This window comes from Sedimentibacter sp., assembly GCF_032080165.1.
GTDB lineage: Bacteria > Bacillota > Clostridia > Tissierellales > Sedimentibacteraceae > Sedimentibacter.
The window spans coordinates 1-25,299 of sequence record NZ_DAMASY010000015.1; the positions used below are offsets into that span (position 1 = coordinate 1).

At 33.6% G+C, this 25,299-nt stretch carries 23 protein-coding genes; 4 read left to right on the forward strand and 19 right to left on the reverse strand.

Translation table 11 applies throughout. The annotated features are described in order from the left end of the window. Positions 1-38: 38 nt before the first annotated feature. From RT412_RS15900 to ppsA, 11 genes are all read right to left on the reverse strand, one after another. Complete coding sequence (locus RT412_RS15900; RefSeq protein ID WP_313413327.1) at positions 39-521, reverse strand: TetR/AcrR family transcriptional regulator; 483 nt, start codon at positions 519-521, stop codon at positions 39-41. Positions 522-666: 145 nt separating this feature from the next. Next, the gene (locus RT412_RS15905; RefSeq protein ID WP_313341372.1) at positions 667-1,374 is read right to left on the reverse strand and encodes an ABC transporter permease; all 708 of its coding nucleotides are present in this window, start codon (positions 1,372-1,374) and stop codon (positions 667-669) included. Continuing rightward, positions 1,371-2,051 carry an ABC transporter permease gene (locus tag RT412_RS15910; protein WP_313341375.1) on the reverse strand — a complete coding sequence of 227 codons (681 nt, stop codon included), beginning with the start codon at positions 2,049-2,051 and terminating at the stop codon, positions 1,371-1,373. Before RT412_RS15910 ends, RT412_RS15905 begins: the two co-directional genes overlap by 4 nt. After that, the gene (locus RT412_RS15915; RefSeq protein ID WP_313341378.1) at positions 2,048-2,893 is read right to left on the reverse strand and encodes an ABC transporter ATP-binding protein; all 846 of its coding nucleotides are present in this window, start codon (positions 2,891-2,893) and stop codon (positions 2,048-2,050) included. The genes RT412_RS15910 and RT412_RS15915 overlap by 4 nt, the downstream gene beginning before the upstream one ends. Before the next feature lies 1 nt (position 2,894). Then, positions 2,895-3,488: a TetR/AcrR family transcriptional regulator gene (locus tag RT412_RS15920; protein ID WP_313341381.1), complete on the reverse strand. Its 594-nt coding sequence runs from the start codon at positions 3,486-3,488 to the stop codon at positions 2,895-2,897. A gap of 218 nt (positions 3,489-3,706) precedes the next feature. Next, positions 3,707-4,294: a hypothetical protein gene (locus tag RT412_RS15925; RefSeq protein ID WP_313341384.1), complete on the reverse strand. Its 588-nt coding sequence runs from the start codon at positions 4,292-4,294 to the stop codon at positions 3,707-3,709. Positions 4,295-4,493: 199 nt separating this feature from the next. Next, positions 4,494-5,900, reverse strand: coding sequence for an AbgT family transporter (locus RT412_RS15930; protein WP_313341387.1), 1,407 nt, complete (start codon positions 5,898-5,900; stop codon positions 4,494-4,496). Between the two features lie 42 nt (positions 5,901-5,942). Continuing rightward, positions 5,943-7,145, reverse strand: coding sequence for a M20 family metallopeptidase (locus RT412_RS15935; RefSeq protein WP_313370640.1), 1,203 nt, complete (start codon positions 7,143-7,145; stop codon positions 5,943-5,945). Between the two features lie 149 nt (positions 7,146-7,294). Beyond that, a complete protein-coding gene (locus tag RT412_RS15940) occupies positions 7,295-8,059 on the reverse strand; it encodes an IclR family transcriptional regulator (protein ID WP_313341393.1) in 765 nt (254 codons plus the stop codon). 142 nt (positions 8,060-8,201) lie between these two features. Further along, positions 8,202-8,966 (reverse strand): MerR family transcriptional regulator, encoded by a 765-nt coding sequence (locus RT412_RS15945; RefSeq protein ID WP_313341395.1) that lies wholly within the window; start codon positions 8,964-8,966, stop codon positions 8,202-8,204. A 116-nt stretch (positions 8,967-9,082) separates the two neighbouring features. After that, on the reverse strand, positions 9,083-11,707 hold the full coding sequence (gene ppsA, locus RT412_RS15950) for a phosphoenolpyruvate synthase (RefSeq protein ID WP_313341398.1): 2,625 nt from the start codon (positions 11,705-11,707) through the stop codon (positions 9,083-9,085). A 146-nt stretch (positions 11,708-11,853) separates the two neighbouring features. Between ppsA and RT412_RS15955 the strand changes: the two genes are divergently transcribed. Next, positions 11,854-12,438 carry a TetR/AcrR family transcriptional regulator gene (locus tag RT412_RS15955; protein WP_313341401.1) on the forward strand — a complete coding sequence of 195 codons (585 nt, stop codon included), beginning with the start codon at positions 11,854-11,856 and terminating at the stop codon, positions 12,436-12,438. On the opposite strand, the gene RT412_RS15960 is transcribed toward RT412_RS15955, so the two are convergent. Further along, on the reverse strand, positions 12,418-12,975 hold the full coding sequence (locus RT412_RS15960; protein ID WP_313341404.1) for a VTT domain-containing protein: 558 nt from the start codon (positions 12,973-12,975) through the stop codon (positions 12,418-12,420). The genes RT412_RS15955 and RT412_RS15960 overlap by 21 nt on opposite strands. A 145-nt stretch (positions 12,976-13,120) precedes the next feature. On the opposite strand from RT412_RS15960, the gene RT412_RS15965 reads away from it, so the two are divergent. Beyond that, positions 13,121-13,618 (forward strand): 2'-5' RNA ligase family protein, encoded by a 498-nt coding sequence (locus RT412_RS15965; protein WP_313341407.1) that lies wholly within the window; start codon positions 13,121-13,123, stop codon positions 13,616-13,618. Here RT412_RS15965 and glmM read toward each other — a convergent pair. Further along, entirely contained in the window at positions 13,611-14,957 is a 1,347-nt protein-coding gene (glmM, locus tag RT412_RS15970; RefSeq protein WP_313341410.1) for a phosphoglucosamine mutase, read from the reverse strand. The genes RT412_RS15965 and glmM overlap by 8 nt on opposite strands. A 204-nt stretch (positions 14,958-15,161) precedes the next feature. Then, on the reverse strand, positions 15,162-15,620 hold the full coding sequence (locus tag RT412_RS15975) for a hypothetical protein (protein WP_313341413.1): 459 nt from the start codon (positions 15,618-15,620) through the stop codon (positions 15,162-15,164). A 154-nt stretch (positions 15,621-15,774) separates the two neighbouring features. On the opposite strand from RT412_RS15975, the gene RT412_RS15980 reads away from it, so the two are divergent. Further along, positions 15,775-16,170: a helix-turn-helix transcriptional regulator gene (locus tag RT412_RS15980; RefSeq protein ID WP_313341416.1), complete on the forward strand. Its 396-nt coding sequence runs from the start codon at positions 15,775-15,777 to the stop codon at positions 16,168-16,170. 58 nt (positions 16,171-16,228) lie between these two features. Next, on the forward strand, positions 16,229-18,148 hold the full coding sequence (gene abc-f / locus RT412_RS15985) for a ribosomal protection-like ABC-F family protein (RefSeq protein WP_313341419.1): 1,920 nt from the start codon (positions 16,229-16,231) through the stop codon (positions 18,146-18,148). A gap of 161 nt (positions 18,149-18,309) precedes the next feature. Here abc-f and tsaD read toward each other — a convergent pair whose 3' ends face one another. From tsaD to RT412_RS16010, 5 genes are all read right to left on the reverse strand, one after another. Next, the gene (gene tsaD, locus RT412_RS15990) at positions 18,310-19,329 is read right to left on the reverse strand and encodes a tRNA (adenosine(37)-N6)-threonylcarbamoyltransferase complex transferase subunit TsaD (RefSeq protein ID WP_313341422.1); all 1,020 of its coding nucleotides are present in this window, start codon (positions 19,327-19,329) and stop codon (positions 18,310-18,312) included. Between the two features lie 151 nt (positions 19,330-19,480). Further along, entirely contained in the window at positions 19,481-20,779 is a 1,299-nt protein-coding gene (locus tag RT412_RS15995; protein WP_313341425.1) for an ABC transporter permease subunit, read from the reverse strand. Further along, positions 20,779-21,855 (reverse strand): ABC transporter permease subunit, encoded by a 1,077-nt coding sequence (locus RT412_RS16000; protein WP_313341427.1) that lies wholly within the window; start codon positions 21,853-21,855, stop codon positions 20,779-20,781. Before RT412_RS16000 ends, RT412_RS15995 begins: the two co-directional genes overlap by 1 nt. Continuing rightward, the gene (locus tag RT412_RS16005) at positions 21,855-23,447 is read right to left on the reverse strand and encodes a sugar ABC transporter ATP-binding protein (protein ID WP_313341429.1); all 1,593 of its coding nucleotides are present in this window, start codon (positions 23,445-23,447) and stop codon (positions 21,855-21,857) included. The genes RT412_RS16000 and RT412_RS16005 overlap by 1 nt, the downstream gene beginning before the upstream one ends. 98 nt (positions 23,448-23,545) lie before the next feature. Continuing rightward, positions 23,546-24,772 carry a DUF3798 domain-containing protein gene (locus tag RT412_RS16010; RefSeq protein ID WP_313341431.1) on the reverse strand — a complete coding sequence of 409 codons (1,227 nt, stop codon included), beginning with the start codon at positions 24,770-24,772 and terminating at the stop codon, positions 23,546-23,548. Positions 24,773-25,299: the final 527 nt, after the last annotated feature.

The window sequence follows — 25,299 nt, forward strand, 5'->3', positions numbered from 1 at the left end:
AAAGTGACCTAAAATTAAATGACCTTTTGACCTAATTTTCAGTTGACAAATACATCAGGTAAATCATTTCTGAAATCGCCTTTCTTTATAGCTTTTTCAGTAATTTCATTTAAAGGATTTATATTGTCTTCAATTAATACATTTTTTGCTATATCATAAATTTTATTACCTTTTTCTTTCACAAACATTTTGCTTAAATTATGGTATTTCGGATACATTGATGCAAATTCTGCCCCAATTTTAGCTTGCAGCTTAAATATTTCAAATATATCTCCTCCTATTGATATTGAAGATACTTTTATATTCTTATTTATGAATTCCCACTTAACATTAACAGAAGACTTCAGTAAATAAATGTAAATCTCCTGCTTATCCTTAAAATGATAATAAAATGTACCCTTGCTGATACCTGCACTTTTTATAATGTTATTTAAGGAAGCATCTTCATACTTTCTTGAAGAAAATTCATTTAAGGCAGCTTCCAATAACTCTGTTTTTTTCTCAAAACTTTTTTCCTTCATAATACACTCACGATAAAAATAGATTTTATAGACCATGTGGTCTATATTGATGTTACCTTATTTTTAATAATTTGTCAAGAAGCAATATCAATAAAAAAATCCCTTTGTTACGAACCAAAAGGACTTTTTAACTTAAGCGACTGACTCAATAAATTTTTTTCAAAAATTTTTTAACAAAAAATAATATCCATACCGACGATACGGCAATACATACAACAAAATAAATTAATGAATGCTTTAGTGAAAACTTAGCAATCCACAAGGAAGGCAAAAAGAAAAACAAATACTGGACATTCTCGGCAGTCAAAAATGCCAGCGGAATTCCGATTATTACAATTCCTGATAGCTTCATAACCGCCATACCCTCCACCTTATTGGCAGAAATTGATATTACTATCATTGACATTATAAACCCAAGCAATGATGTTGATATTGATATTCCGATCATCTGAACAAGAGAAGGTTTTGTTAAGGAAAATATCATCATGACAATAATTGTTATAAAAAATGATACAGACAGCGGAAATCCTAATTTTGAAATTAAATATCCGCTTCTTCCAAGAGGTGTGACTGCCATGTACTTTGTTATACCTTCATCAATATCTCCAAGGATTATCATGGCTGATACGTATGAAATCATCATGGGAGTCAGTACTGCCAAAAGCAAATCAAACAAAAGATAATAGGGTTCAAGTATTAGAAACTTTTCCGCCGCCGGTATACCGAATTTAAATAATACTCCGCACATCAAAGGAGCAAGGCAAACAATAAAAAGCATGGCATCCTTAGTAATTTGTATTAAATATTGTTTAAATGAAACGAACAGTTTTCCATAGCTGTTACTATAATTCATAACTTTATCCCTCCAAGACTTTGAAACATTTTAATTACATTAAGGCGTGCCATTTTATACAGAATCAAAAACCATATAATAAATACCGGCAGAAACAAAATGTAATCACTGCTGCCACTGATCATACCTATTATCATGCACCCCGGATGAAGCAGCATAAGTTTATTATTATAACCAAATAAGTACAAAATCGGCGGAATAAAAATTATTATTTCGACCGGAACAGCTGCCGTTACAAACTGATTCAGGCTATTGATATTAACCGCGATGATTATCCCAATCAAGGTGAAAAATGCCGAACCAATAAGAACTCCGGATATTACAATTAATATATTTTCCGTATCTGCCGATAAAGCTATGGAAGCACCTGCAATTACAGATATTATACCCAAAGACACAACCTTTGAAGTTATATACTCATCTACCCTCACAGGTGAAATTGCTATAGTACTGAGCACTCTTTCGCTTTTCTCCAGCAATACTATTGCCCCCATAAAAAACAGCCCCATCGCGGAAGGGTCAGAAAATATTAAAACAGCAGCTGCTTTTTCTCTCCATTCCAAAGGAAGAAAAAGTATTACCGAAATATACATTATGGTAAAAATGGCATAAATAAAATAAAATCCATATTTAAACTGAAACCTGATATCGCCGTATATAAGATTTATCAGCCTCATTGCAGCACACTCCCCGTAACTTCCGCAAATATATCATTCAATGTTGGTTCACTGCTGTGTATTGATAAAATTTTATTTGACATTATAAGTTCCTGAAGCTTTATATCTTCAGATGTTTTGTTAAGCATACATTCTCTGATTTCTTCTTTGTCATCCATGTAAGTATATTTTATTTTTGACGCACCCTTAGACATAATTAAATTGTGCGGGGAATCCAATGCTTTTATATTTCCGTCCACTATGAACGCCACACTGTCACATAATTCCGTTGCATCAACCATGTTATGTGTGGTAAGAATTATAGTCTTTCCTTTTTCTTTTTCCTCAAGAATTATATTTTTCATCATTCTGCTGTTATTCGGATCCAAACCGTTGGTGGGTTCATCCAAAAACAAAATGTCGGGGTTGTGAAGCAGTGCTTTTATGAAGTTCAGCCTTGACTTCATACCCTTTGAATATTCAGAAACTTTTTTGCCTCCATCGTTTTGCAGTCCAACCATTTTTAATAATTCGTCAACATCTCTGATTTTTTTGGAATATAAGGAGCCGAAAAATTTTAAATTTTCTCTGCCGGTCAGTTTTTCATATAATGAAGGAAATTCGAAATCAACACCGATATTTTCGTAAAAATCATCTTTATAGCTTTTGCATTCTGTTTTGTTTACTATTGCATTGCCTTTATAGCTTCTTATTAATCCCGTCAGAATTTTTTGCAGAGTACTTTTACCTGCTCCGGAAGGTCCTAAGAAGCCGAATATTTCTCCTTTTTGAACGCTGAAGCTCATATGTTCTATAAAAGTGCTATCGTTATAGCTGAACGATAAATCTATAACTTCAATCATTTTATACCTCCGTTAACTGAATTGCGATTCCCTTTATCATAAGCTTCAAGGATCCGTCAAATATGTCTTCACCTATTTCCCTTTTATGAAGCATGGACATGAATATTCCGCGCAATGCTCCGCTGAAATATTTAATATCAACATCATTCTTGTGAGGAATTATCCCCAAAACCTTTTCAATTATTAAATCATCCTGAGCAAGGTGTTCCTCCACAGTATCAAGAGGCAGTTTTCTCATCAATAGTTCTAATTCGCCGTTTGTTAAAATGTTTAATAAAAATGTGTTCTCGACTTTTTTATAAAGACTGAATAAAAGTTCAGTCAATGCTTCACTGTCAATGTTGGCATTTAAAGCTTGTAATTCCCTTATAATCTGACTTTGTATTTCATCATGAACATCATTAATCACATCGAACAGCAGCAATTCTTTTGAGCCATAAAACAAATAAAATGTTCCTTTAGGTATATTGACTCTTTTCACAAGCTCATCTACTGTTGTTTTTTTGATGCCATATAAATTTAAGCATTCTTTTGCTTCTTCTTTTAACCTTTTTTTAATATATTCTCTTTCATTTTCAGTAAAAGACTTTGGCAATTGTATATCCTCCTTCTTGGATACCGTTTGACTGTTTTTGTATTTTTAGTCATTATAACATATAATATGATATAAATCAATTAAATATTACTCTTACATAATAATAAGTAATTAACCGTTATTTTTATTATTACACCTACTTCTGATCTTCCTCAAAAACACTTTCCTGCGGTCTAACGTGGGTTTTTCTAAATATAAAAAAGGCATCAATGTGCGGATTATATCTCCGCGTATTGATACCTTTGTAAAAATTCATCTCTATTGTATACTTTTCTTGACCAATTTATATTTTTCAGATTTCCCTTAAATACAATTTTTCCCTTTATATTTAGCAAATCCTGTGGTCTTACAAGATTTCCGGATTTATTAAAATTAACTATGTTGCTTTTATTTAAAATATAATAAACAAATTCAGAGCATAAAAATCTGTGATTATTGCATGATTCTCTGTTAAGTAAACAATTAACAAGTCCAATATAGTTATATTTGTATAAATCCTTGTTTAAAATAAATTCATTTATTAAATTCTCTGCTTTCACGTACTGCTCACGGGACACTTCAATTTCCATTACTAAACCGTATAGGTTATCGTGCCTGCCGTATACTCCTTCATTCAAATTCTCTTTAACGAACCGTCCTACAAAAGGGTTGTAAGTATATTTTCTGCCGAAGCTGTACATCCTGCTCAGATGCCTGTCCAGAGAAATCGAGGCATGAGTATATTCATCATCCTTTATAAAACTGATTAATCTTGATAAAAAGGTGTTTGTTCTTGTAAGAACAATATAAATTTTTCTATTTTCCATAACTTCTCCTCATGATCCTATGTTAATGTCTTATGTTCTAATTATGGACACACCGGCTTAAAAGACAATAAAAGAAATATTAATGAATCATTAGAATTTGATATGAAAATATGTCGTAATCTCAAAAGAGGTAGTCTATAAATAGCTGATTTCAGCCCATGCTATTTATAGACTGCCCTTTTTTAAAATTAAGTGCTTTTTAAAATGGCCCCAACTGAATGACATGGGCAATTAATATAAATACTGCTCCTATTAAATATTGAATCAATGCTAACTTTATAAACCATTTAGCCCATTTCTCCCAAGGTACTTTTGCCAAGGCTAAACCAGCCATAAAATATCCAGAAGTTGGAGTAAGTATATTCGAAATTCCATCGCCAAGTTGATAAGCCAATACAGCAGTCTGTCTGGTTATTCCTGTTAAATCAGCTAACGGTGCCATTATGGGTATAGAAACAGCTGCCTGTCCACTGCCTGATGGAATCAATACATTTAATAAACACTGGAATAAATACATTCCTATAACAGTAAATGATGAAGGTAGTGCAGAAACTAAGTTTGATGCTCCAAACAATATAGTATCCATAATACTGCCTTCAGTAAGTACTACAAGTATAGCTCTGGCAAAACCTACAATCAATGCCCCTCCAGCCATTCCTGCCATTCCTTCTACTAAACGTTCAGCAAATCCGTTGAAACCTAATTTCCCAAATACTGCAACAACAATAGACATTCCTAAAAAAAGAGCAGATATTTCAATTATATACCATTCAAAAACCACCACTCCTATTACAAGCAATATGATAGTAGCTGCTACAGTAAGCAAGACTAATTTATCGTTTTTGTTAAGCTCTCTTATTTCATCTAAATCCAATGTATCATCTCGTCGTTTATCAAAGTCATGCATACTGCTAATTTTAGGATTTTCTTTTACCTTACTTGCATATCTATACACAAATAAAATTGATGCAATTGTCATTGCAATATACATAGCAATTCTAAACCACATTCCTGAAAACAAAGGAAGTCCTGCAATTCCTTGAGCAACACCAACTGTAAAAGGATTCATAAATGCACCTGCGAAACCTGCGCCTGCACCTGCTAAAACCATACCTATTCCAGTCATTGAGTCAAATCCCATAGCAAGTGCTAATGTGACCATAATTGGAATAAAAGGCAAAGTTTCTTCTGCCATACCAAAAATACCCCCAGATAAAGAAAAAACAGCCATAATTACAGGTATTAAAAGTTTTTCTTTACCAGACATAGATTTAGTGATTTTACCAATTCCTGCTTCTATTGCTCCCGTATCTTGAACTACTGCAAAAGAACCACCAACTATGAAAATAAAAAATATTATATCTGCAACTTCTACCATTCCTTTTGGTACAGCCGATAACAAACCAAAAATACTTACAGGTGTTCTTTCTACTGTATGGAATGATGCTGGATCGACAACCATCCTGCCATCAGCTGTTTCAACTCTGTCAAATGCTCCGGCAGGCACAATATAAGTTAATACTGCACATATGACAACTAAAGTTAACAATACAACATAAACATGAGGAAACTTTCTCTCCTTTTTTCCTTTTTGAGAATTAACCATAAAACCTCCTAATTAAATTTATTAATCCACTGCAGCTTTCATTTATTCGCAAAACTCAATTGCAATTAAAGCATAAATTAAAGCTGCAGATAGAATTTGAACTTTTTCAATTTGTTCATCTTTGGAATGTGCTGTTTCTAAATCACCTGGTGCAAATACAATGGTGGGAATACCTGCATAGCTGCTCAAAAGACCTCCGTCAGACCATGCTGTAAAATATGTCAGTTCTGGTTTTTTCCCATATACCTTTTTAGTTTTATCTATAGCATTTTCTATTATCGGATGTTCTAAATCTATTTCCATGGCTTCATGAACATATCCATTCTTCATAATACTTGTATCCATTACCTTGAGGCTGCATTTGAATTCTTTATCTTCTTTTTCTAATTCTCCAATAATATCTTCATATTGTTTTATAACATCATCGTATCCGATTCCCGGAACCCATCTCCTGTCAATTTTAAGAACACAATCCCCTGCAACGGTACTTGGTTGAGTTCCTCCGTTAATCGTTCCATAATTCATGGAAGAGGTACCAATGAGAGGATGAGTTTCTTTTTCAATTTTAGGAATAAGCTCTTCTTCTAACCTTTGAATAAAATTTGATGCCTTCAAAATAGCATTTATTCCGTCTCTTTGCTTACCTCCATGCACCGTCTTGCCGTGAAAGTTGAATTCAAACCATTCTAATCCTCTATGTGCAACACAAATTTCTAAGTTTGAGGGTTCTCCTACGATTGCGGCATCTGCTTTAATTTTTCTTTCAAGAAGGTCTATCGTACCTAAGCTTTTTTCTTCCTCGTCAATTACTCCAGCAAAAATTATATCTCCTTTAAGCTGTATATTCGTCCTTTTTATGCCAATCATGGCATAAATCATACAAGCCAAGGGTCCTTTCATATCTGCTACACCCCTGCCAAATAATTTTCCGTCTTTTTCTTTAACTTCAAAGGGATCTTCCATATCATATGGAGGCACTGTATCGATATGACCTGTAAATAATAAGGTTTTCCCATTGCCCGTACCTTTGATTTTACCAATTACATTGCATCTTCCCTCTGTTACATGGACTAATTCAGATTTTATTCCTTCTCTTTCAAAAATATCATGAATATACTCAGCAACACGAGTCTCTTGATTTTCAATACCGTTATAACTGGGTATTCTCACTAAATCTGATATAGTCTTTACTATTTCTTCTTCACATAGAGCTTCCTTCAGCTTTCCTAAAAATTCAGAATCCATTAACAATTTCTCCTTTTATATAGTTCATTATGTGAACTGTAAGTTCATGTAATGAAGTTAATTGTAACATATAAAATGAAATAAATCAATAGAAAATAAAAAATCCTCGACTCAGAGGATTTTTTATAATTACTATTCATATTAGATTTTTATGGTATATATCTAGATAATTCATCTGCATGTTTAAATAAAATTTCTTTAAGCTCTTCAATTTTTTCCTTGTAATTAGCTTGTTTCAGAAAGGATATGGCTACACACGTGCTTACATTTCCTTTTGAATCGAAAATGGGTATTCCAACTCCCATTGCGTAATCAAAGGCTTCCTCATCACTTACAACAAATCCCTGCTCTCGTATTTTTTTATATTCTGCTAAAATTTCTTCAGGGTCCGTTAGAGTGTTCGTAGATATCTTTTCAAATTTTTGAGAATATAGTAACTCCTTTACCTTATCTTCATCGTAATAAGCCATTAAACATTTACCGTAACAGCCTCTGTTCATAGGATAAAATAAGCCGGGCTTGTAGTTCATCTTCAAAGGCTGAAAAATTTCCATTTCATATAGTGAAATAATTTTTCCCTCATCTCTTATAGCCAAGCCTACAGATTCTTTTGATTCTTGGGATATTATATTTAATATTTCTTCTAATTTGCTTCTGAAATTCAAATTATGAAGGTATACTGACCCCATTCTATAAATATTCGGTCCTATGCGATATGTCTTTGTTAATTCATTTTTAATTACAACGTCAAAGTCTGCAAGCTCCCGCAGAATTCTATGAATAGTAGTCCTGTTAATACCTGTTTTTTGTGCCAAAAGAGTTGGAGTATACTCATAAGGAGCTTCGCTCAACTGCTCAAGAATTAAAAAAGCTTTCTTTAGGCTGGATATACCGTTAATATCGTTATATTTCATTTTATACCTCTACAATTTTCTATTAATATAAAAGATGAACAGAAAATCAGAATTGAGAATCTGACTAATATATAGAGAAATTGTATCAGTAAAGTTTTTACAATGCAAGAATAATAGTAAGCTAAATTTAACGGATTTTTATTTATTTTTTCATTCCTGTGTAGATCCAAACCGCGTCTCTTAAAAATTCGGCGCATCCTGGCTGTTCCTTATCATAGTGAGCCCTGAATCTTTCATCGTCCACATACATTTGTGTTAAATTGGCATGGGCCTCGGCGTTGTAATTTCCCCAACAGAATGTAATCCATTTCTTGTGAAGCTCTGCTGCCTTTTGACCAAGTTCTCCTGCTGGATTACCGTCTTTGTAGGCTTCCTTCAATGTTTCAAGAACCTCGTTTCCAAGCTCCTGCAATTCATTGTACTGCTCCTCAGTCATGTTCATAAACTGCTCATTGGATTTTTTTACAGTTTCCTCACCGTATTTTTCTCTTATTTCTTTTCCGTATTTTTTTTCATTATCTTCTACAAGCTTTTTCTTAAAGCCATCAAATTTTTCTCTATCACTCATTGTTATTCTCCCTTCTTTATTGAAAATTGTCTTCTCCACATTATGGATTAAGGCATTTAGCTGATGTCTTCTTGCAAGGAGTTCGTTATAGTGCTGTTTCAGTGCATTTATTTCGTCAAAATCCGGAGATGCAATAATTTCCTTTATGCTGTCCAGATTAACGCCCAGCTCCCTGTAAAACAAAATTTGCTGCAGTCTGTCAATTTCTTTTTCACCATAAATTCGATATCCTGATGAATTGATTCTTGCCGGCTTTAGAATCCCTATCTCATCATAATACCTCAATGTTCTTGTACTGACTCCTGCCAGTGCGCTGAGTTTTTTTATTGTATATTCCATTGCCTCACTCCTTACATTAACAGTGTACACATTAACGTAACGTAAATGTCAATAGTTTTTTTCATAAATATTTTAAATGCAGTGTCATAATTCATAGGTTGTTGAAAAAATTCGTCCTATTTTAATATTTCTACATATCCTTCAGTCCCATTCAGTCTTATTTTCTGTCCGTCCTTAATTATTCTTGTGGCATTTTCAACTCCAACAACTCCGGGAAGTCCGTATTCCCTTGTTATTACCGCTCCATGCGTTGTAAATCCGCCTACTTCGGTTATTAATCCCTTTATAGTAACAAATAACGGAGTCCAGCTTGGGTCAGTAAATTGTGTCACTAAAATATCACCGTCTTCTACCTTGGCATCATTCATTGACAAAATCACTCTTGCTCTTCCTTCCACAATACCTGATGAAACCGGAATTCCGGATAATGCACCTTCAGGAATATTTACAGAAGATATTTTTACGGATGGTACATATCCGTATGATGTGATTATTCTTGGAGGCGTTAATTTTTCAAAATACGTATATTCATTTTTTCTTTTCTCAATAACATTATAATCAAATTTATTTGCGGTTACAGCTTTTTTGAGCTCATCAAAATACATATAATATATATCCTCTGCTTCTTTGATTACACCCTTTATAACAAGAGTATCAGCTATCCTTTTTAATACACTTTTGTAAATTTTATATCTTCTTACAATATAGTATTTGGGATATTCTCTGCATCCTATAAAATTTCTTAATATACTGATATTCTTCTTCAATTTTTTAGCTTTTTTATTACCGCCCGGTATGCTCTCTAAATGTTTTATTATTTCATTTTCTTTTGTTTTTGCCGTTAATTTTCCTGCTTCAAATTTCTCCTGCTGCTCCTTGCTTTTTAAAACATTGATATTGTTTAATATTAAAGGTATGAGCTGAGCAGGTTTTTCTTCCCAGCGCTCCTTTGTTATGTCTATTTCACCGGGACATCTCATACCATACTTATCAAGAAATAACCTGAATGCTTCAAAAACTTCATCACCAACCTGCAATCCCTTTATATCTTCAAAAAATGTATCGTCACTTGGATTATCTGATATATAATTTATTATATCAGGATATTTTCGCACAACATCTGATAAATCGCACAGCGCAAGTCCCATCTCGGTAGTAACGTTATGTTCAGCCGATTTGGACAGAATATCAACAGCATTTTTTTCACCCATCCACTTCTCAACATTTTTATTTATAGCATCACTTGCCATTATTCCTGCTATGATTGCTCCAAGCATTATCGGATCATAAGCCATAGACAGTAATTTTTCTTTATCTTTCTCAATAAACTCAAGTGCATCAGCTTCTGACAATCCAGCGAGCATATTATCTGTTTCTTTAATTTCTTTTTCAAATCTTTCTAATAAATTTTCTATAATGTAAGGATCATTTTTCCTGCTTACATTAAATGTTTCTAACAAGGATTTAAAGGTAAATATTCCGCCCTTAATATTTCTTTCACCGCGCGGCAGTAATTTCATAAAATTTTTATCTTTTATCAAGTTATTAAGTGCATTCTGTATCAACGGATCCTGTTTGCCGGTTGCCATTACAAGCCTTTTTTTGCCTACATATGATGATAAATCATGAGTTATATCTGCATATATTCTTCCGCCTACTCTATCCATAGTCGATTCTGAAATCATTTCAAAAAATGACATGCCTAACGGTCTGATTATATCAGTCATCATTTGGGTGTGTCCAATTGACATATACACTCTGGGAATTTCTTTACCTTCAAAATCCGGGATTGGAAACAGCGTAGTTATTCCTCTGCTTTGAACTATATAAAATTCATTGTTATATAAGCACCATTCTATATCCTGAGGGCTGTTGAAATAAGCTTCTATCTTTCTGCCGATTCCTGCCAGGTCCAGTATCTGATTATCCGAAAGCACCTGTATGTCTTTTCTTGCATCATCTATATTTAGTTCCTCTGTTTCGCCATCAGCTGCAGGCTTAATTTCTATTTTCTTTGTTCCTATATTTTTTTCGGTGATATCTCCGCAGTTCACCTTATATATATCCGGATTTACAATCCCTGAAACCAATGCCTCTCCAAGACCAAAACCTGCATCAATTGACAGTGTTTTTCTGTCAGAAGTCATAGGATCCGCCGTAAACATTGTTCCGGACGCTTCCGACATAACCATTTTTTGTACAACTACAGAAAGCAGGACTTTTTTATGGTCAAATTTGTTTTTTATTCTGTATGTTACAGCACGGTCAGTAAAAAGCGATGCCCAGCATTTTGTTATATATCTTATAATTTCGTGTTTTTCCTTAATGTTCAAATAAGTGTCCTGCTGACCTGCGAATGAAGCAGTGGGCAAATCCTCGGCAGTTGCGCTCGATCTGACTGCAAAGGACTGTTCTTTGTCATAATTTGATAATTCATTCAATATTTCATTTTCAATATTACTGTCTATTTTAATATTTTGAATAATCTCTCTTATCTGTTTACTTACAGAGGATATTCCCTCTCTGTCTTCCGGCATTAACCCTGATAATTCAGCAAATAATTTTTCAAGCTCAATATTGCCTTCAATAATTTCTTGATATGCTTTTGTTGTAACACAGAAACCATCAGGTATATTTATGTTGTCTATTTTTGTCAATTCTCCAAGATTAACACCTTTACCGCCTACATCCATTAGCATTGACTTATTAATTTCATTAAATTTCAAGACATACTTCTTCATTTTTTACCTCCTAAAGTTTTGAAATCCGAATCGATTTATTTCATAATATATCATACTATTAATAATGTCAATATAGTTTTGAAATAATTATTGAATTATTTCAAAACTCTGATATAATCTATATATAAAGTATGAAGGTGATTGAAATGAACGGTTACGAAAAAAGGACGAAATTAAAAAAAGAAGCAATTATCAATAGTGCTCGTGAATTATTTATAAAACGCGGAGTAACAGATGTATCAATAAGTGAAATAGCTGCCAAAGCAAATGTCTCTCAAGTTTCGATATACAATTATTTTGGTGATAAAATTTCTCTTGCAAAAGAGGTTCTTATTTCTTATATTGATACCTTAGTGAATGAATATAATGCAATTTTAGAAGACAACATTTCTTTTGAAGAAAAATTAGAGATAATAATAACAAAAAAATATGACGCACTTACAAATTTAGGAAAGACATCTTTCAGCTCTTCGGCCTGGAAAGATAAAGCTTTAAAGGATATATATACAGAAGCAGCAAATTTAAAAATAAAATCTATTTTTACAAAATTTATTCAAAATGGAAAAGAAAAAGGATATATAAACAAGGATATGCCGGACGATGCAATTTTGTCATTTATGACAGCTTCATCCTACATTATACAGCAGCCAAATTATATTAGTACCAGTGATGATTATAAGCTTGGAATAATAAAACTGTTTTTATATGGATTAGTTGGTAAGGAAAAATAATAGTTTTTTACTTAATAAATTCACAAGCAAAATGAATAAAATATAAAATGCTGATTTTAATGGATTTTCGAAAAATGAGCTCACATTTTCACCTATGAATGCCAGAGATAGCATCATAACAAATTTAGCCGGCAGCAATGTTATTAAGAAATGTCTTGTATTCATATTAGCCAAAGCTGCAGTTCCGCTTATTAAAAATGAAGGCGAAAATGGAAAGCAATATAAAAAAAACATGAGTGTAATGTTCTTTTGTTTTACTTTTTCCAAAGTATTTTTGTATTTACTTTGGTTGATTTTTTCTTCGAATTTTTTTCCGCCAACCTTACGGATTAATAAAAACAACAGAAATGAACCGATGCAGTTTCCTATCCATGAATAAAGATAACCAAAGAAAAAACCGAATGTGGCAACATTTATTATAACAAAAGCAACTAATGGAAGTATTGGAAAAAATGCTTCAATAACAGCAAATAAAATACCTGCTAATGGTCCTCCCGCTTCAACATATTTAAATACTATTTCTAAAATTTTATCCATTATTAATAATCCCGTTTGAAACAATTTATTTTAATTATGCCCTGATTTATTGTATAATAGGCATGATAATTTGAAAATAATTAATAATATATGATATCCTTCGGACTAAAGTCCTCAGGATGACATAACATACGAAAGGATAAATATGAATTATTTTATAGGTGCACCTATTCCAGATTTATATAAATATAAAATTGAAATGCTGCGTGCCGAGTTCAAATTTCTTACAACTGAACCTCACATTACAATAGTACCGCCGCCGGCACTTCCTGATGAAGATTCATTTATTACGGATTTAATTGAAGTGTGCAAAAATACTGAGGCATTTAAAATAAAGCTTGACAAATTGGGACAGTTTGGCAACAGAGTGCTTTATGTCAATGTATATTCTAAAGAATTAGTCAATTTATATGAAAATATATTTGAAAAGTTAAACCTTGTAAAAGAAAAAAGAGGTTATACACCTCATTTAACAATAGTAAAACAACGACCCAAAAGACCGGTTGATATTGAAGCCGTTAAAAAAAGGGCAGAAATTAAATTAACTTCTTACCCTGAATATACTTTGAAATCTATTGTTGTTTATCATCAACCAAAGGAGAAATTTATTTATGTGCCCTATATGGAAATACCGTTTAATTAAGTCTTTCTTCTATCAGCTTTGCTAATTCGTTAGCATACGTATCTAATTCTGCCTGGTTTTCTCCTTCAATCATAACCCTGACCATCGGCTCTGTTCCTGAAGGTCTGATAAGTACTCTTCCCTTTCCGCTGAAGTGATTATCTATTTCTTGGATTTTATTTTTAATTATTTCATCATCTAAATAGGCATTCTTTTTCTCCGGTGCTACATGAGCATTAACCAAGGTTTGAGGCATTACCTGCATTATGCTTGCAAGCTCAGACAGCTTAGTGTTCTTTTCCTTCATGACGCTTAACAGCTGCAGTGCTGTAAGGAGGCCATCACCTGTTGTATTGTAATCAAGAAATATAATGTGTCCTGATTGTTCTCCTCCTATTGAATGATTGCCTTTAAGCATTTCTTCAAGAACGTATCTGTCTCCCACCTTAGTTTTTATGATATCTATGTTCTGTTCCCTTAGGCATATGTCAAGCCCCATGTTAGTCATAACTGTTCCAATTACAGCATTACTTTTTAATGTTCCCTTGTCTTTCATATGAGCTCCGCAAATTGCAAGAACATGGTCTCCGTCAACTATATTGCCATTTTCATCTGCAGCTATCAATCTGTCTGCGTCACCGTCAAAAGAAAGTCCTACATCTGCTCCTGTTTCCAACACAAGCTTCTGAACCTCTTCAGTCCTTGTTGAGCCGCATTCTACGTTTATATTGATACCGTTTGGCTCATTATGTATTACATATATATTTGCTCCAAGTTCACTAAGTAATTCCGGTGCAGCTTTATAAACAGCTCCGTTACCACAATCAACCGCAATTTTCATCCCTTCTAAATTTACGTTAATTGTCTTTTTCAGAAATTCCTTATACGTATCGGTTGGATTTTCTACCAAAATCTTTCTTCCTATTTCCCCGGAAACGGGACGATAATCTATATCAATATTATTAAATAAGTATTCTTCTATTGAATCTTCTGTTTCATCTGTTAATTTTAAGCCTTGCTCGTTAAAAAATTTTATGCCGTTGTACTCTACTGGATTATGTGATGCGGTAATCATAACTCCGCCATCTGCTTTTAATATTTTTATCATGCATGCTACAGCAGGAGTAGGAAGTATACCTAAATATAAAACATCTACACCTGCAGAGTTTAAACCTGCAGACAATGCTCCTTCCAGCATATCTCCTGAAATACGTGTATCCATACCTACGACCATCTTTGGTCTTTTTTTGCCATTTGTAAGAAAATATCCTCCGATTCGTCCTAACTTATATGCTAATTCCGGTGTTAAATCTTTATTTGCAATTCCTCTGACTCCGTCAGTACCAAATAATTTTCCCATCTTTCCTCCGATAACTAAATAAATTGATAATACTAATTCGCACTAAATTAGTTCCCTTGAAGCCAATTAGTATACACTGTTTTCTTATGTCGCGGACAAATATTTATCCGCATTAAAAAATAAAAACAGTAAATCATCATATTATTTTAGCATATTTATATACAAAAAAAAAGATACCAATTAAAAATTAGCAGAAGAATGATATTACTTAAATTCTTCTGCTACATCATATAAAAAGGATTCATATATTGAAATAGTTTCATATTCGTTATTTTCAATAGCATATTTTAATTCATCACAAATCAATGATATTAAATGATTGAAGTTACTTTTCAACTCATTTTTGTGATAGTTGTCATATGTAAATTCCTTTAATTTTCCACCATGCCACAAATTAAAATATTTAATGATATAATTATATAAATCACTGTTATCTTTTATTAAATTATACAAAGATAAAAATATATAATCAGAATTCTTACAACTAACATTATAAATATCAAGCAGTGTTATTCGATTGTCCTCCTTGAATATTTGTATATTGCCTTCGATTATCCCAACTGCTGCTGCTACAAAAAACATATTGTTAAAACGATTAAATTCAATTATTTCAATATATTTTTCTACATCAAAAACAATTTCAGCAATCCTGCTTTTTATCATTTCTAACCCCCTTATCATTTGCTTATTTATATGATAAATCAAACTTTACATTTTGTCAATAATTATATAAAAATATTACATATTGTAAATTGTTGTTGTTTTTTATCAATTTATGAATTATAATATAACAAATATAATTAAAGGGTTAACATAAATGACCAGTAAAATAAGTGAAAGGATCCGCTATCTGAGATTGAAAAATAATCTTACAGCAAAGGATTTAAGCGTAATATTGGGTACTTCTGAATCGGCAATATCCTTATATGAAAACGGAAAGCGCAAACCGAGCATAGAACTGATTTTGAAGATGGCTGATTATTTTAACGTGTCAACTGATTTCATTTTAGGTGTAGACAAAAACACTATAACAGGCAGCGAAAAAATCATTGATATTGATTTTTCCGAGGTTTTAGAAAATTTAATAGTTTATATGAATAATCAAAATATAATAAGATTTGATGGGCAGCAGCTTGATAAAAATATGAAAATGATTTTTATGAAAAATGTTACTAATATATTGGATAATATGAGATTTTTTATTAATATTTAATATATCGAGCAAAGCAATTATTAAATCGTAAAGTATTTAAATTGAAAGGAATGCTATTATGATAGTTTTATCTTGCAGCGATGTTTCTAAAAGCTATATAGTAGATACTATAATAGAAAATATTTCATTTTCAGTTAATGACAATGAAAAAATCGGATTAATAGGTCTTAATGGAGCCGGCAAGACTACATTATTTAACATATTGACAGGAAGCTTAGAACCTGACTCAGGAGAAATTTACAGAGTAAAAGGTAAAAAGCTTGGTTACTTAAAACAGAATACAAAGATTGACAGCAATATGAATGTTATGGATGAAATGCTGACTATTTTTAATGATGTTATTAAAATAGAAGAAGAGCTTAACATTCTATCCCATAAAATAGGCGACTTCACTGAAAATGATGATCAAGCTGAGCTTGAATCATTAATGCACACTTATGCGAAATTAAGTGAACAATTCGAAGAATCGGACGGCTACGGATTTAAAAGCTTAATTCGAGGAATTCTTAAGGGCTTAGGCTTTTCTGAAAATGAATTCAAAAAACCGATTAACCTTTTAAGCGGCGGACAGAAAAGCAGGGTTATGCTTGCAAAGCTGCTATTGGAAAAAGCAGATATCTTATTACTTGATGAACCGACAAACCATTTAGATATTGATGCAATTTCATGGCTGGAAAAATATATTAAAAGCTTTGGCGGTGCAGCTATAATCATATCTCATGACAGATATTTTCTGGATAATACGGTGGACAGAATCCTATTGTTAGAAAATAAGAAGTTAAGCTCATACAACGGTAATTATACTGAGTTCATGAAAAAAAGAAAACAAGAGCTTGAGCTGAAGATGAAGCAGTATGATGAATATGAAAAAGAAATTGAAAGACAAGAAGAAATGATACGCCGACTTCACGCTTACGGCAGCAAGCGAAATATCAGACAGGCATTCAGCAGACAGAAAGCCCTTGATAAAATAAAAAAGATGAACCGACCCCAAACAGATAATAAAAAGGTTAAATTACGTTTTGTGCCTAAGGTTAAAAGCGGAAGAGATGTGTTGAAGGTTGAAAATTTATCTGTAAGCTACGATGAATATAATGTTTTTAAAAATGTTCATATGAACATTTACAAAGGAGACAGAGCCGGTATAATCGGTCCTAACGGAATAGGAAAATCCACACTTTTAAAGGTTATCGCAAATAAATTACACAAATTCAACGGTTCCATAGATACAGGCCATTATGTTAATATAGGTTATTATGATCAGGAGCAAACAAGCTTAGATGATGAAAATACAGTTATTGATGAAATTTGGGACTGTAATCCTGATTTTAACTATTATGACATACGTACAATGCTGGCTCAATTTTTATTTACCGGAGATGATTTGTATAAAATAATAGGAGAGCTGAGCGGTGGTGAAAAAAGCAGATTATCATTACTGAAGCTGATGACGTCAAATGCTAATTTTTTATTAATGGACGAACCTACAAATCATTTAGATATAGATTCTAAGGAAATGTTGGAGGATGCACTTTTAAATTATGAAGGTACTGTTTTAGTTGTATCACACGACAGATATTTTTTAAATAAAATTGCAAATAATATTTATGATATGTCTTCTGAAGGAGTTTTTCAATATCTGGGTAATTACGATTATTATTTGCAGAAGAAGGCAGAGCTTGATGAATACGATGATGAGATAGTTGAAACTAAGACTAAGACCCAAATAAATGCGGAAAAGAAAAAGGAACGTGAGCAAATAAGAAACAGGCAACAACGAGGAAAAGCAATCAGAAAATTAGAAGAAATGATAGAAATGCATGAAAATAAAATTTTTGAATTGGAACTTGCATTATGTCAACCTTCGACATATGATGACAAAGTTTTAGTTATTAACTTAAATGAAAAATTAAACACACTCAAAAATGAGTTGGAACAATATTATAATGAATGGACAGAAATTTTAGATAAAAAATAAGCAGATGACCCAAATTTATAATTTGGTGTCAGTCGTTTATATTGTAAATGCAAAAAGTTATCCACCCTTTGTTGAAAAGGTGTGAATAACTTTACGCTGAAATATCAGTATCAACAGCTTTATCCACAGCTGTTGATACTTTTTTTAATATTTACTGTTAATTAATCTGCAAGTTCTAAATTTGGAATTGCATTTAGTGACGAATCGGAAAATTCTTTTTTTAAATATTTATAATATGCCGCACATCCTATCATTGCTGCATTGTCAGTGCATAATATTGATGATGGTTTTAAAAATACATAGTTATTCTTTTTGCATTCTTCTTCAAGAGATTCTCTTAAACTGCTGTTTGATGCTACTCCGCCTGCAAGAGCAACGGTTTTACAGTTTTTTAACTTAGCTGCCTTCATAGTTTTCATTACAAGCACATCTACTACTGCTTGCTGAAAACTTGCGGCCACATCCTCAGGAACAATTTCTTCATTTTTCTGTTGTTTATTGTGAATATAGTTTAAAACTGACGATTTTAACCCACTGAAGCTAAAGTCCAAAGTATCTTCATCTATCACTACTCTGGGAAAATTGACTGCTGTTTTGTTTCCTTCCTTGGCCTTCTTCTCTATTAGCGGTCCTCCGGGATATCCAAGTCCTATAGCCCTTGCAATTTTATCAAATGCCTCTCCTGCAGCATCGTCTCTTGTTTTCCCCATGATTTCATATTTGCCGTAATCGCTGACATAAATCAGATGGGTGTGTCCTCCTGATGCCACCAAACAAACAAATGGAGGTTCAAGGTGTTTATTCTCTATAAAATTAGCGCATATATGCCCTTCTATATGATTTACACCTATCAATGGTTTATTCCATGCATAAGAAAGTCCTTTCGCATAGTTAACACCTACTAATAATGCTCCAACCAATCCCGGGCCGTAAGTAACGGCAACGGCATCTATTTGATCGCAGCTTACATTTGCTTTTATAATAGCTTCATTCACAACATCACTTATATTTTCAATATGCTTCCTGGATGCAACTTCAGGAACGACTCCGCCATATTGCCTATGTATTTCTATTTGAGATGATATTATATTGGACAAAACATTTCTTCCGTTTTCAATAACTGAGCATGCTGTTTCATCACATGAAGATTCTATGGCAAGTATTAATACATTATCTTTCATGATTTCCTCCTGTTTACAATTGCTCTGATTATACAGCAAAAATTTGCTTAATGCAAATTTTTGTGCGACGGATAGGCGATAGGTTAGCAATGGATTACATCGAAAAAGGAATATACCTTTCGGGATATTCCTTTTTATCTTTTTCAATTGATTAGTCGAGAGTTATTTTTCCCTTTTTATTTGTTCTCCAAACATGAAGTCCTAATGCCAAGCCGATTACTCCATAAACCATGAAGGTTCTGAAATATTCTCCCAACAGTGCGTTACCGAATACCGATAATCCTATTTCAGGAGACATAATAAACATAGAATTAAATAATAATGTACCTAATATAGCATGTCTGATATTTGCTTTTTGGGTAGAAGCTCCTCCAACCAAGAGACATGCAACCGAGAACATACCTATTTGTGTATGAGCACCATAGGTGTTTAAAGTACCCATGTTCTGCAAGTACATAATTTGACCCCACGCTGCCAATACTGTTGAAATCATAGTTGCTATCAATCTTGTTTTATCAACATTGATACCTGAAACCTGAGCTATATGCTGACTTTGACCAACACTTCTGAAATCCTGACCTAACTTGGTACTAAGAATTTTTTCACTGAATATACAAAGTCCTATAATCAAAAGGCCTGTTACTACGGGAACCTTTCTTACCATCATTAAAGATGATTTTGTTGCAATTGCATGTATGCTTATTGCTATTAATATTAAACATATAGCCATATTGATATAAGTCATAATTTTATTGCTTTTAGTAAAGCTCGGCTTCTTATTATTCTTAACGTATCTGATAACCTGAAGCAATAGTATTGCCGCAGCAACGGCTAATACCGCCCACATAAACGGCATTTGAAGAATGTTGTCAAGTGCATACTTAAGTCCGCCGTCCTTAACAGGTACTAAATCAACAGTCATTCTTATACCAACGCCGTCCGGTTTAATCATCGGATGATTTGCAGGAACCTTAATGATAACTCCCACTACGAAAAGGAATAAGAACTGGTAGAGACCATTCGCAAAAAAACCTACTATTAAGCTGGCTATCATTTCCTGCCCTCTCGTCTTGTTATACAATATACCTGTAAAGTAACCAAACAATGCAGCTATTGGAAAAGCAACCAGAAATGTCAGCATTAATCCCATAACGCCGCCCATATCAAAATATCTTATAATGGCAATTGCAATTTGACCTGCCATTGCACCTACAACTATACCAAAGTTAAGCCCAAGACCTGCAACAACAGGTATAATCAGAGATAATACCAAGAAAGCATTTCTAAAGAATCTGCTTGAAAGCTCGGTTAAAAAGTAGTTTACCGTTACACCATCAGAAACCACAAATCCAAAAATGGTAAAAAGAACAAATATTATGGTAACTATATTGTCCGCTATCCATGATGATTTTTTTACTTGTAATCTTTCTTGAGTTGGTACGTCATTCATTATTTACCGCCTCCTTTTACCTGAGTTAAAGCATAAAGGATTATACCATTCTGAATTACCATTCGAAGTATTTCTGATAAATCCGTACCTTCAAATAATTGGTTAGCAACAGGCAAAGCTGTTGTTAACAGTCCCTGGAATATTAAAACTCCTATTAATACATGTGATACCTTTGCTCTTGACGCAGTGGCACCACCGATTAAGACAGCTGCTACTGCAGGGAAAGCCATCATTAATGGAGCGTTGTACAGCTGTGTATATCCGTATCCTTGGGAATATACAATGATACCTACGGCTCCTAATACTGTAGATAACACATTTGCCTTAATTCTGTTTCTGTTAATATCAATACCTGATGCCTGTGCAAATCTTGGATTAATACCTCCCGCTGATATGGCAATACCTGATTTAGATCTGAAATACAGCCATACTATAACACAGCATAAGAAGAATATTAAAAGCATTCCTGTAGGAATTATTACTCCTTTTTCTCCGCCGATATTAAATTTCCACAAATTGCTTAATACATGAGCTCCATCTACGGCATCAAGCTGTATGGTTTCTCTAAGACCTGTTCCCATGAACCATCCCATCTTTTTGCTTGCAAACGGAATCATTAACCATGCAAGACACATAAAAGCCGAAATGGAAAAACCTGTATAGGTTGCTATTGTCATTTCGGAGCCCTTTACGGCATTTAAAAGCTTTCCGTACAGATATCCTACTATAACTGCAAATATTATTGCCAAAAGAAGTGATACACCTAACCAGCCAAAGCCCATAAAATTAAGTTCTATTGCCCAAACCATTGCGAATAGTCCGCAAACAATACCTACCGGTAATGCAAAGTTTGGACCTGTGCCTGATTGGATGGAAGGAACCATTGCAAGTACCAGAATACCATTCATTCCAGCTCTTTTTATTGTATCGCTTACAAGTGTGGTCATAGAAATACCTAAGACACCTCCGGTAATTAACAATATTACCCAGAAAACACCTATAATTAAAGTAGGTAATCCAATTGCGTTAATTATATCTTTGAAATTAGATTTTTTATTTTCTTTTGCTCCAACCATTACGATTCACTCCCTTCAATATGACGTTGGCTTCCAGACATCATCAAACCAAATTGAGCATCCTCTGCATCAGGTGCAAGAACACCCTCAACCTTACCTTCGCATACGATTACTATTCTGTCACATATACTTCTAAGCTCTGCTAACTCAGAGGAAGTCATAACGATTGTCATTCCGTATTCTTCATTTAATTTCTTCAATAAATCCAATACTAATTTTTTAGCACCTATATCAATCCCTCTTGTTGGCTCTGATACCAAAAGAAGTGTCGGATTTAACGTAAGTGCTCTTGCCACACATACTTTTTGCTGATTACCGCCGCTTAAGCTGCCGGCTTTTTGCAATGGTGACGTACATCTGATATCAAGGTCAGCTATCATTTTTTTACCGTGACTTCTGATTTTACCGGAATCTTTAAATTTTAAAGGTCCCAATTCAATTAAGAAATCATTACGTATTTGCATAGCTGAAAAGGCAATGTTTCCTTCGATTGATTCGTCAAGCAGTAATCCAACACCTTTTCTGTCTTCACTTACAAAAGCAAGACCTGATTGAATAGCTGCTTTCGGATCGTTTAAAGATAAGGTTTTTCCGTTAAATGTTACCTCACCGCTTGAAGGATAAATACCCATAAGCCCGTTAGCAAGTCCAAGCTTACCTTGTCCGGCCAATCCGCCTATACCTACTATTTCACCTTTTTTAACGTCTAAATTTATTCCTTTAACTCTTTCGCCGGGCATTGCAACACGCAGGTTTTTTATACTCAATATAGTTTCATCACTAATATTCTTATCGGATTTTTCGCTTCTGTCTATTGTGATCTTTCTGCCAACCATTAATTGAGCAATTTCAACCGTACTTGTATCTTTTATATCTTTAGTTGCTACATGCTCACCATCTCTTAATATAGTTACTTTGTCAGCTACATCAATTATTTCATCTAATCTATGACTAATAAATATAATTCCGATTCCCTTTTGAGCCAATTTCTTAATAGCATTAAGTAAATTCTTAGCTTCAGCTTCCGCCAAAACTGCAGTCGGCTCATCAAATACCAAAATTTTAATTCCTGTTTTATCTATTTCACGGGCTATTTCAATAAATTGCATGTGACCGACAGGAAGACCTGCAACCGGCAAAAATTCATCGATATCCATATCGAGAACATCAAGTGCCTTTCTTGCATCTTCGTTCATTTTCTTAACATCTAAAGATTCTAATCTTTTACCTAACACTGTACTCACAACGTTTGGCTTTGTAATTTCTCTGTTTAATTTAATATTTTCTGTAATAGTAAAGCCTGGAATAAGCATAAATTCCTGATGAACCATTCCAATTCCAAATTCCATGGCATCATGAGGAGATTTAATATTAACCTCTTTACCCTCAAGTTCTATTTTACCACCAAAGCCACCGGTTGAATGGATAACAGGCATACCGAAAAGGATATTCATCAATGTTGACTTTCCTGCTCCGTTTTCACCGATTAGGGCTAAAATTTCACCTTTGTTCAGCTCGATGTTTATGTCTTTTAATACTCTGTTTCCTGAGTATTCCTTTGAAACATTTTTTAAGCTTAGAAGGTTGCTCATATTTACCTCCTTGAGTAAATTTTTCCATAAAAAGGAATGTAGCGGAAGCTCTAAATCGAAATTCCGAAACATTCCTTAATTTCAATCAATCATTCTTTTTAATTTATAATGTGTTCTTCACCGTAAGTTAAGAAGTCCATCATTATTAATCTGTAAGTAGGGAATTCTGCATCTCCTTCTACATAAGTAGTAGTAGAAACTGCTATACCATTAGCATATTCAGTCATTAATCCTTCTAATACAGCTATGTCAAGCTCATCACCAACTTCGCCGTTTATCCATTTAATTGCATATTCGCCTGATGCTACAGTGTTCATCATAGCTACAGGTACAGGCCATGTTGAGAATCTTCCAAGAACACCTTTTGCATCAAGCTTTTTAGCTGTTTCGCTGATTACTTGTGCCATTGCATCAGCAGTGTATCCAACTGATTCAATACCAAGAGCTGATGGGAATCCATGATATGGTGACGGACAGCATGGTTGTGGATATATAGCTCCTGCATCAACACTTGCTTTGATTAACGGAGTTTGCATTCCACAGTTTGTTGAGAAGAATGCAGTATCTACACCATATTTATCTACCATCTTTGGAACGTCTTCAAGAATGAATTGTTGTGCACCCGGTAAGCCAGCGTCCCCTGTTGGGTCCGGAGCTGTAGCATCAACAAATTCTATACCTATTTCTTCACATTTAGCTTTCATAAGATCTCTTCTTGATGAAAGAAGAACGATTGACATATGTCTCGGGAATGAATAATGTACTAAAGTCTTAGCTCCTAATTTCTGAGCTTGTAAAGGAATATTGTCACCCATTCCTAATTCATCTGCCTGTAATATTAAATTTGCTCTTGCAGCAACGTCAGGCGGATTTTCTTGTGGCTGGCAATAAGCAATAAACAAATCATCACGAGTTTCCAATAATTTATCAACTGCCGCATTTGTTCCAGGAACTGCCTGGTTGATTATTAAAGCTTTAACTTCAGGGTCAGAGCCAACTTTAGTAACAATACTAATCATTTGCTCTTGTTCTGTCATGAAGTTGTCTGGCCACAATACGTGAACAACCTTATCTTCACCATATTTTTCAACCAATTCTTGTGCTGAACGATATTCTTCTTCATTTTGAGAAAGAGTATTTGTTACAATTGCAATCTTACCTTCAAAAGATGCTGAAGGAGCTTCCGGCGCAGGTGCCGGTGTTTCTGAGTCTGGTGTTTCTGGAGCAGGTGCCGGTGCCGGTGCAGGCGCTTCTGCAGGTTGACTACATGCAGCTAAGCTGAACACCATAATAAGCACTAGCAAAATACTTATAACTTTTTTCATCTTGTCCCTCCTAATTAAATAAAAACTTTACCTTTTTTCATTATAATTGAATATATATTAATTGTCAAATAATAAATGTAATTACTTCACTTTCCATATGTTATAAATTTAATTAAAATTGAATGAAAATGAAAACGATTATTTATAATTATTGTCTATTATTATAAATTTGTACACGTTTTCTTCTTAACAAATTTAGTTGTTTTTTGTTAGCAAGCCATTTTTTTCAATCAAATATTAGATTCATAATACTATTTTTTATTAAAATCATTTTTTATATTTATTAATAAAAGTGTATGATATATATTTAACGTCCGGAGGGTTTCCCCTCCATAATTTTTGTGAAACAACAAGGTTCTGGGGCACCCACTCGAAATCTTTGATTTCGTTGCGGGTCAGGTTCTTCAATAAGGGCCTTTGCCCGTCATTCAAGGTTCTGGGGCACCCACTCGAAATCTCTGATTTCGTTAGTGGGTCAGGTTCTTCAATAAGGGCCTTTGCCCGTCATTCAAGGTTCTGGGGCACCC

Excerpts from the sequence above, each read along its gene's own strand:
- RT412_RS15900 (WP_313413327.1), bottom strand. The coding sequence starts at position 521 with ATGAAGGAAAAAAGTTTTGAGAAAAAAACAGAGTTATTGGAAGCTGCC.
- RT412_RS15905 (WP_313341372.1), bottom strand. The coding sequence starts at position 1,374 with ATGAATTATAGTAACAGCTATGGAAAACTGTTCGTTTCATTTAAACAA.
- RT412_RS15910 (WP_313341375.1), bottom strand. The coding sequence starts at position 2,051 with ATGAGGCTGATAAATCTTATATACGGCGATATCAGGTTTCAGTTTAAA.
- RT412_RS15915 (WP_313341378.1), bottom strand. The coding sequence starts at position 2,893 with ATGATTGAAGTTATAGATTTATCGTTCAGCTATAACGATAGCACTTTT.
- RT412_RS15925 (WP_313341384.1), bottom strand. The coding sequence starts at position 4,294 with ATGGAAAATAGAAAAATTTATATTGTTCTTACAAGAACAAACACCTTT.
- RT412_RS15930 (WP_313341387.1), bottom strand. The coding sequence starts at position 5,900 with ATGGTTAATTCTCAAAAAGGAAAAAAGGAGAGAAAGTTTCCTCATGTT.
- RT412_RS15935 (WP_313370640.1), bottom strand. The coding sequence starts at position 7,145 with ATGGATTCTGAATTTTTAGGAAAGCTGAAGGAAGCTCTATGTGAAGAA.
- RT412_RS15940 (WP_313341393.1), bottom strand. The coding sequence starts at position 8,059 with ATGAAATATAACGATATTAACGGTATATCCAGCCTAAAGAAAGCTTTT.
- RT412_RS15945 (WP_313341395.1), bottom strand. The coding sequence starts at position 8,966 with ATGGAATATACAATAAAAAAACTCAGCGCACTGGCAGGAGTCAGTACA.
- ppsA (WP_313341398.1), bottom strand. The coding sequence starts at position 11,707 with ATGAAGAAGTATGTCTTGAAATTTAATGAAATTAATAAGTCAATGCTA.
- RT412_RS15955 (WP_313341401.1), top strand. The coding sequence starts at position 11,854 with ATGAACGGTTACGAAAAAAGGACGAAATTAAAAAAAGAAGCAATTATC.
- RT412_RS15960 (WP_313341404.1), bottom strand. The coding sequence starts at position 12,975 with ATGGATAAAATTTTAGAAATAGTATTTAAATATGTTGAAGCGGGAGGA.
- RT412_RS15965 (WP_313341407.1), top strand. The coding sequence starts at position 13,121 with ATGAATTATTTTATAGGTGCACCTATTCCAGATTTATATAAATATAAA.
- glmM (WP_313341410.1), bottom strand. The coding sequence starts at position 14,957 with ATGGGAAAATTATTTGGTACTGACGGAGTCAGAGGAATTGCAAATAAA.
- RT412_RS15975 (WP_313341413.1), bottom strand. The coding sequence starts at position 15,620 with ATGATAAAAAGCAGGATTGCTGAAATTGTTTTTGATGTAGAAAAATAT.
- RT412_RS15980 (WP_313341416.1), top strand. The coding sequence starts at position 15,775 with ATGACCAGTAAAATAAGTGAAAGGATCCGCTATCTGAGATTGAAAAAT.
- abc-f (WP_313341419.1), top strand. The coding sequence starts at position 16,229 with ATGATAGTTTTATCTTGCAGCGATGTTTCTAAAAGCTATATAGTAGAT.
- tsaD (WP_313341422.1), bottom strand. The coding sequence starts at position 19,329 with ATGAAAGATAATGTATTAATACTTGCCATAGAATCTTCATGTGATGAA.
- RT412_RS15995 (WP_313341425.1), bottom strand. The coding sequence starts at position 20,779 with ATGAATGACGTACCAACTCAAGAAAGATTACAAGTAAAAAAATCATCA.
- RT412_RS16000 (WP_313341427.1), bottom strand. The coding sequence starts at position 21,855 with ATGGTTGGAGCAAAAGAAAATAAAAAATCTAATTTCAAAGATATAATT.
- RT412_RS16005 (WP_313341429.1), bottom strand. The coding sequence starts at position 23,447 with ATGAGCAACCTTCTAAGCTTAAAAAATGTTTCAAAGGAATACTCAGGA.
- RT412_RS16010 (WP_313341431.1), bottom strand. The coding sequence starts at position 24,772 with ATGAAAAAAGTTATAAGTATTTTGCTAGTGCTTATTATGGTGTTCAGC.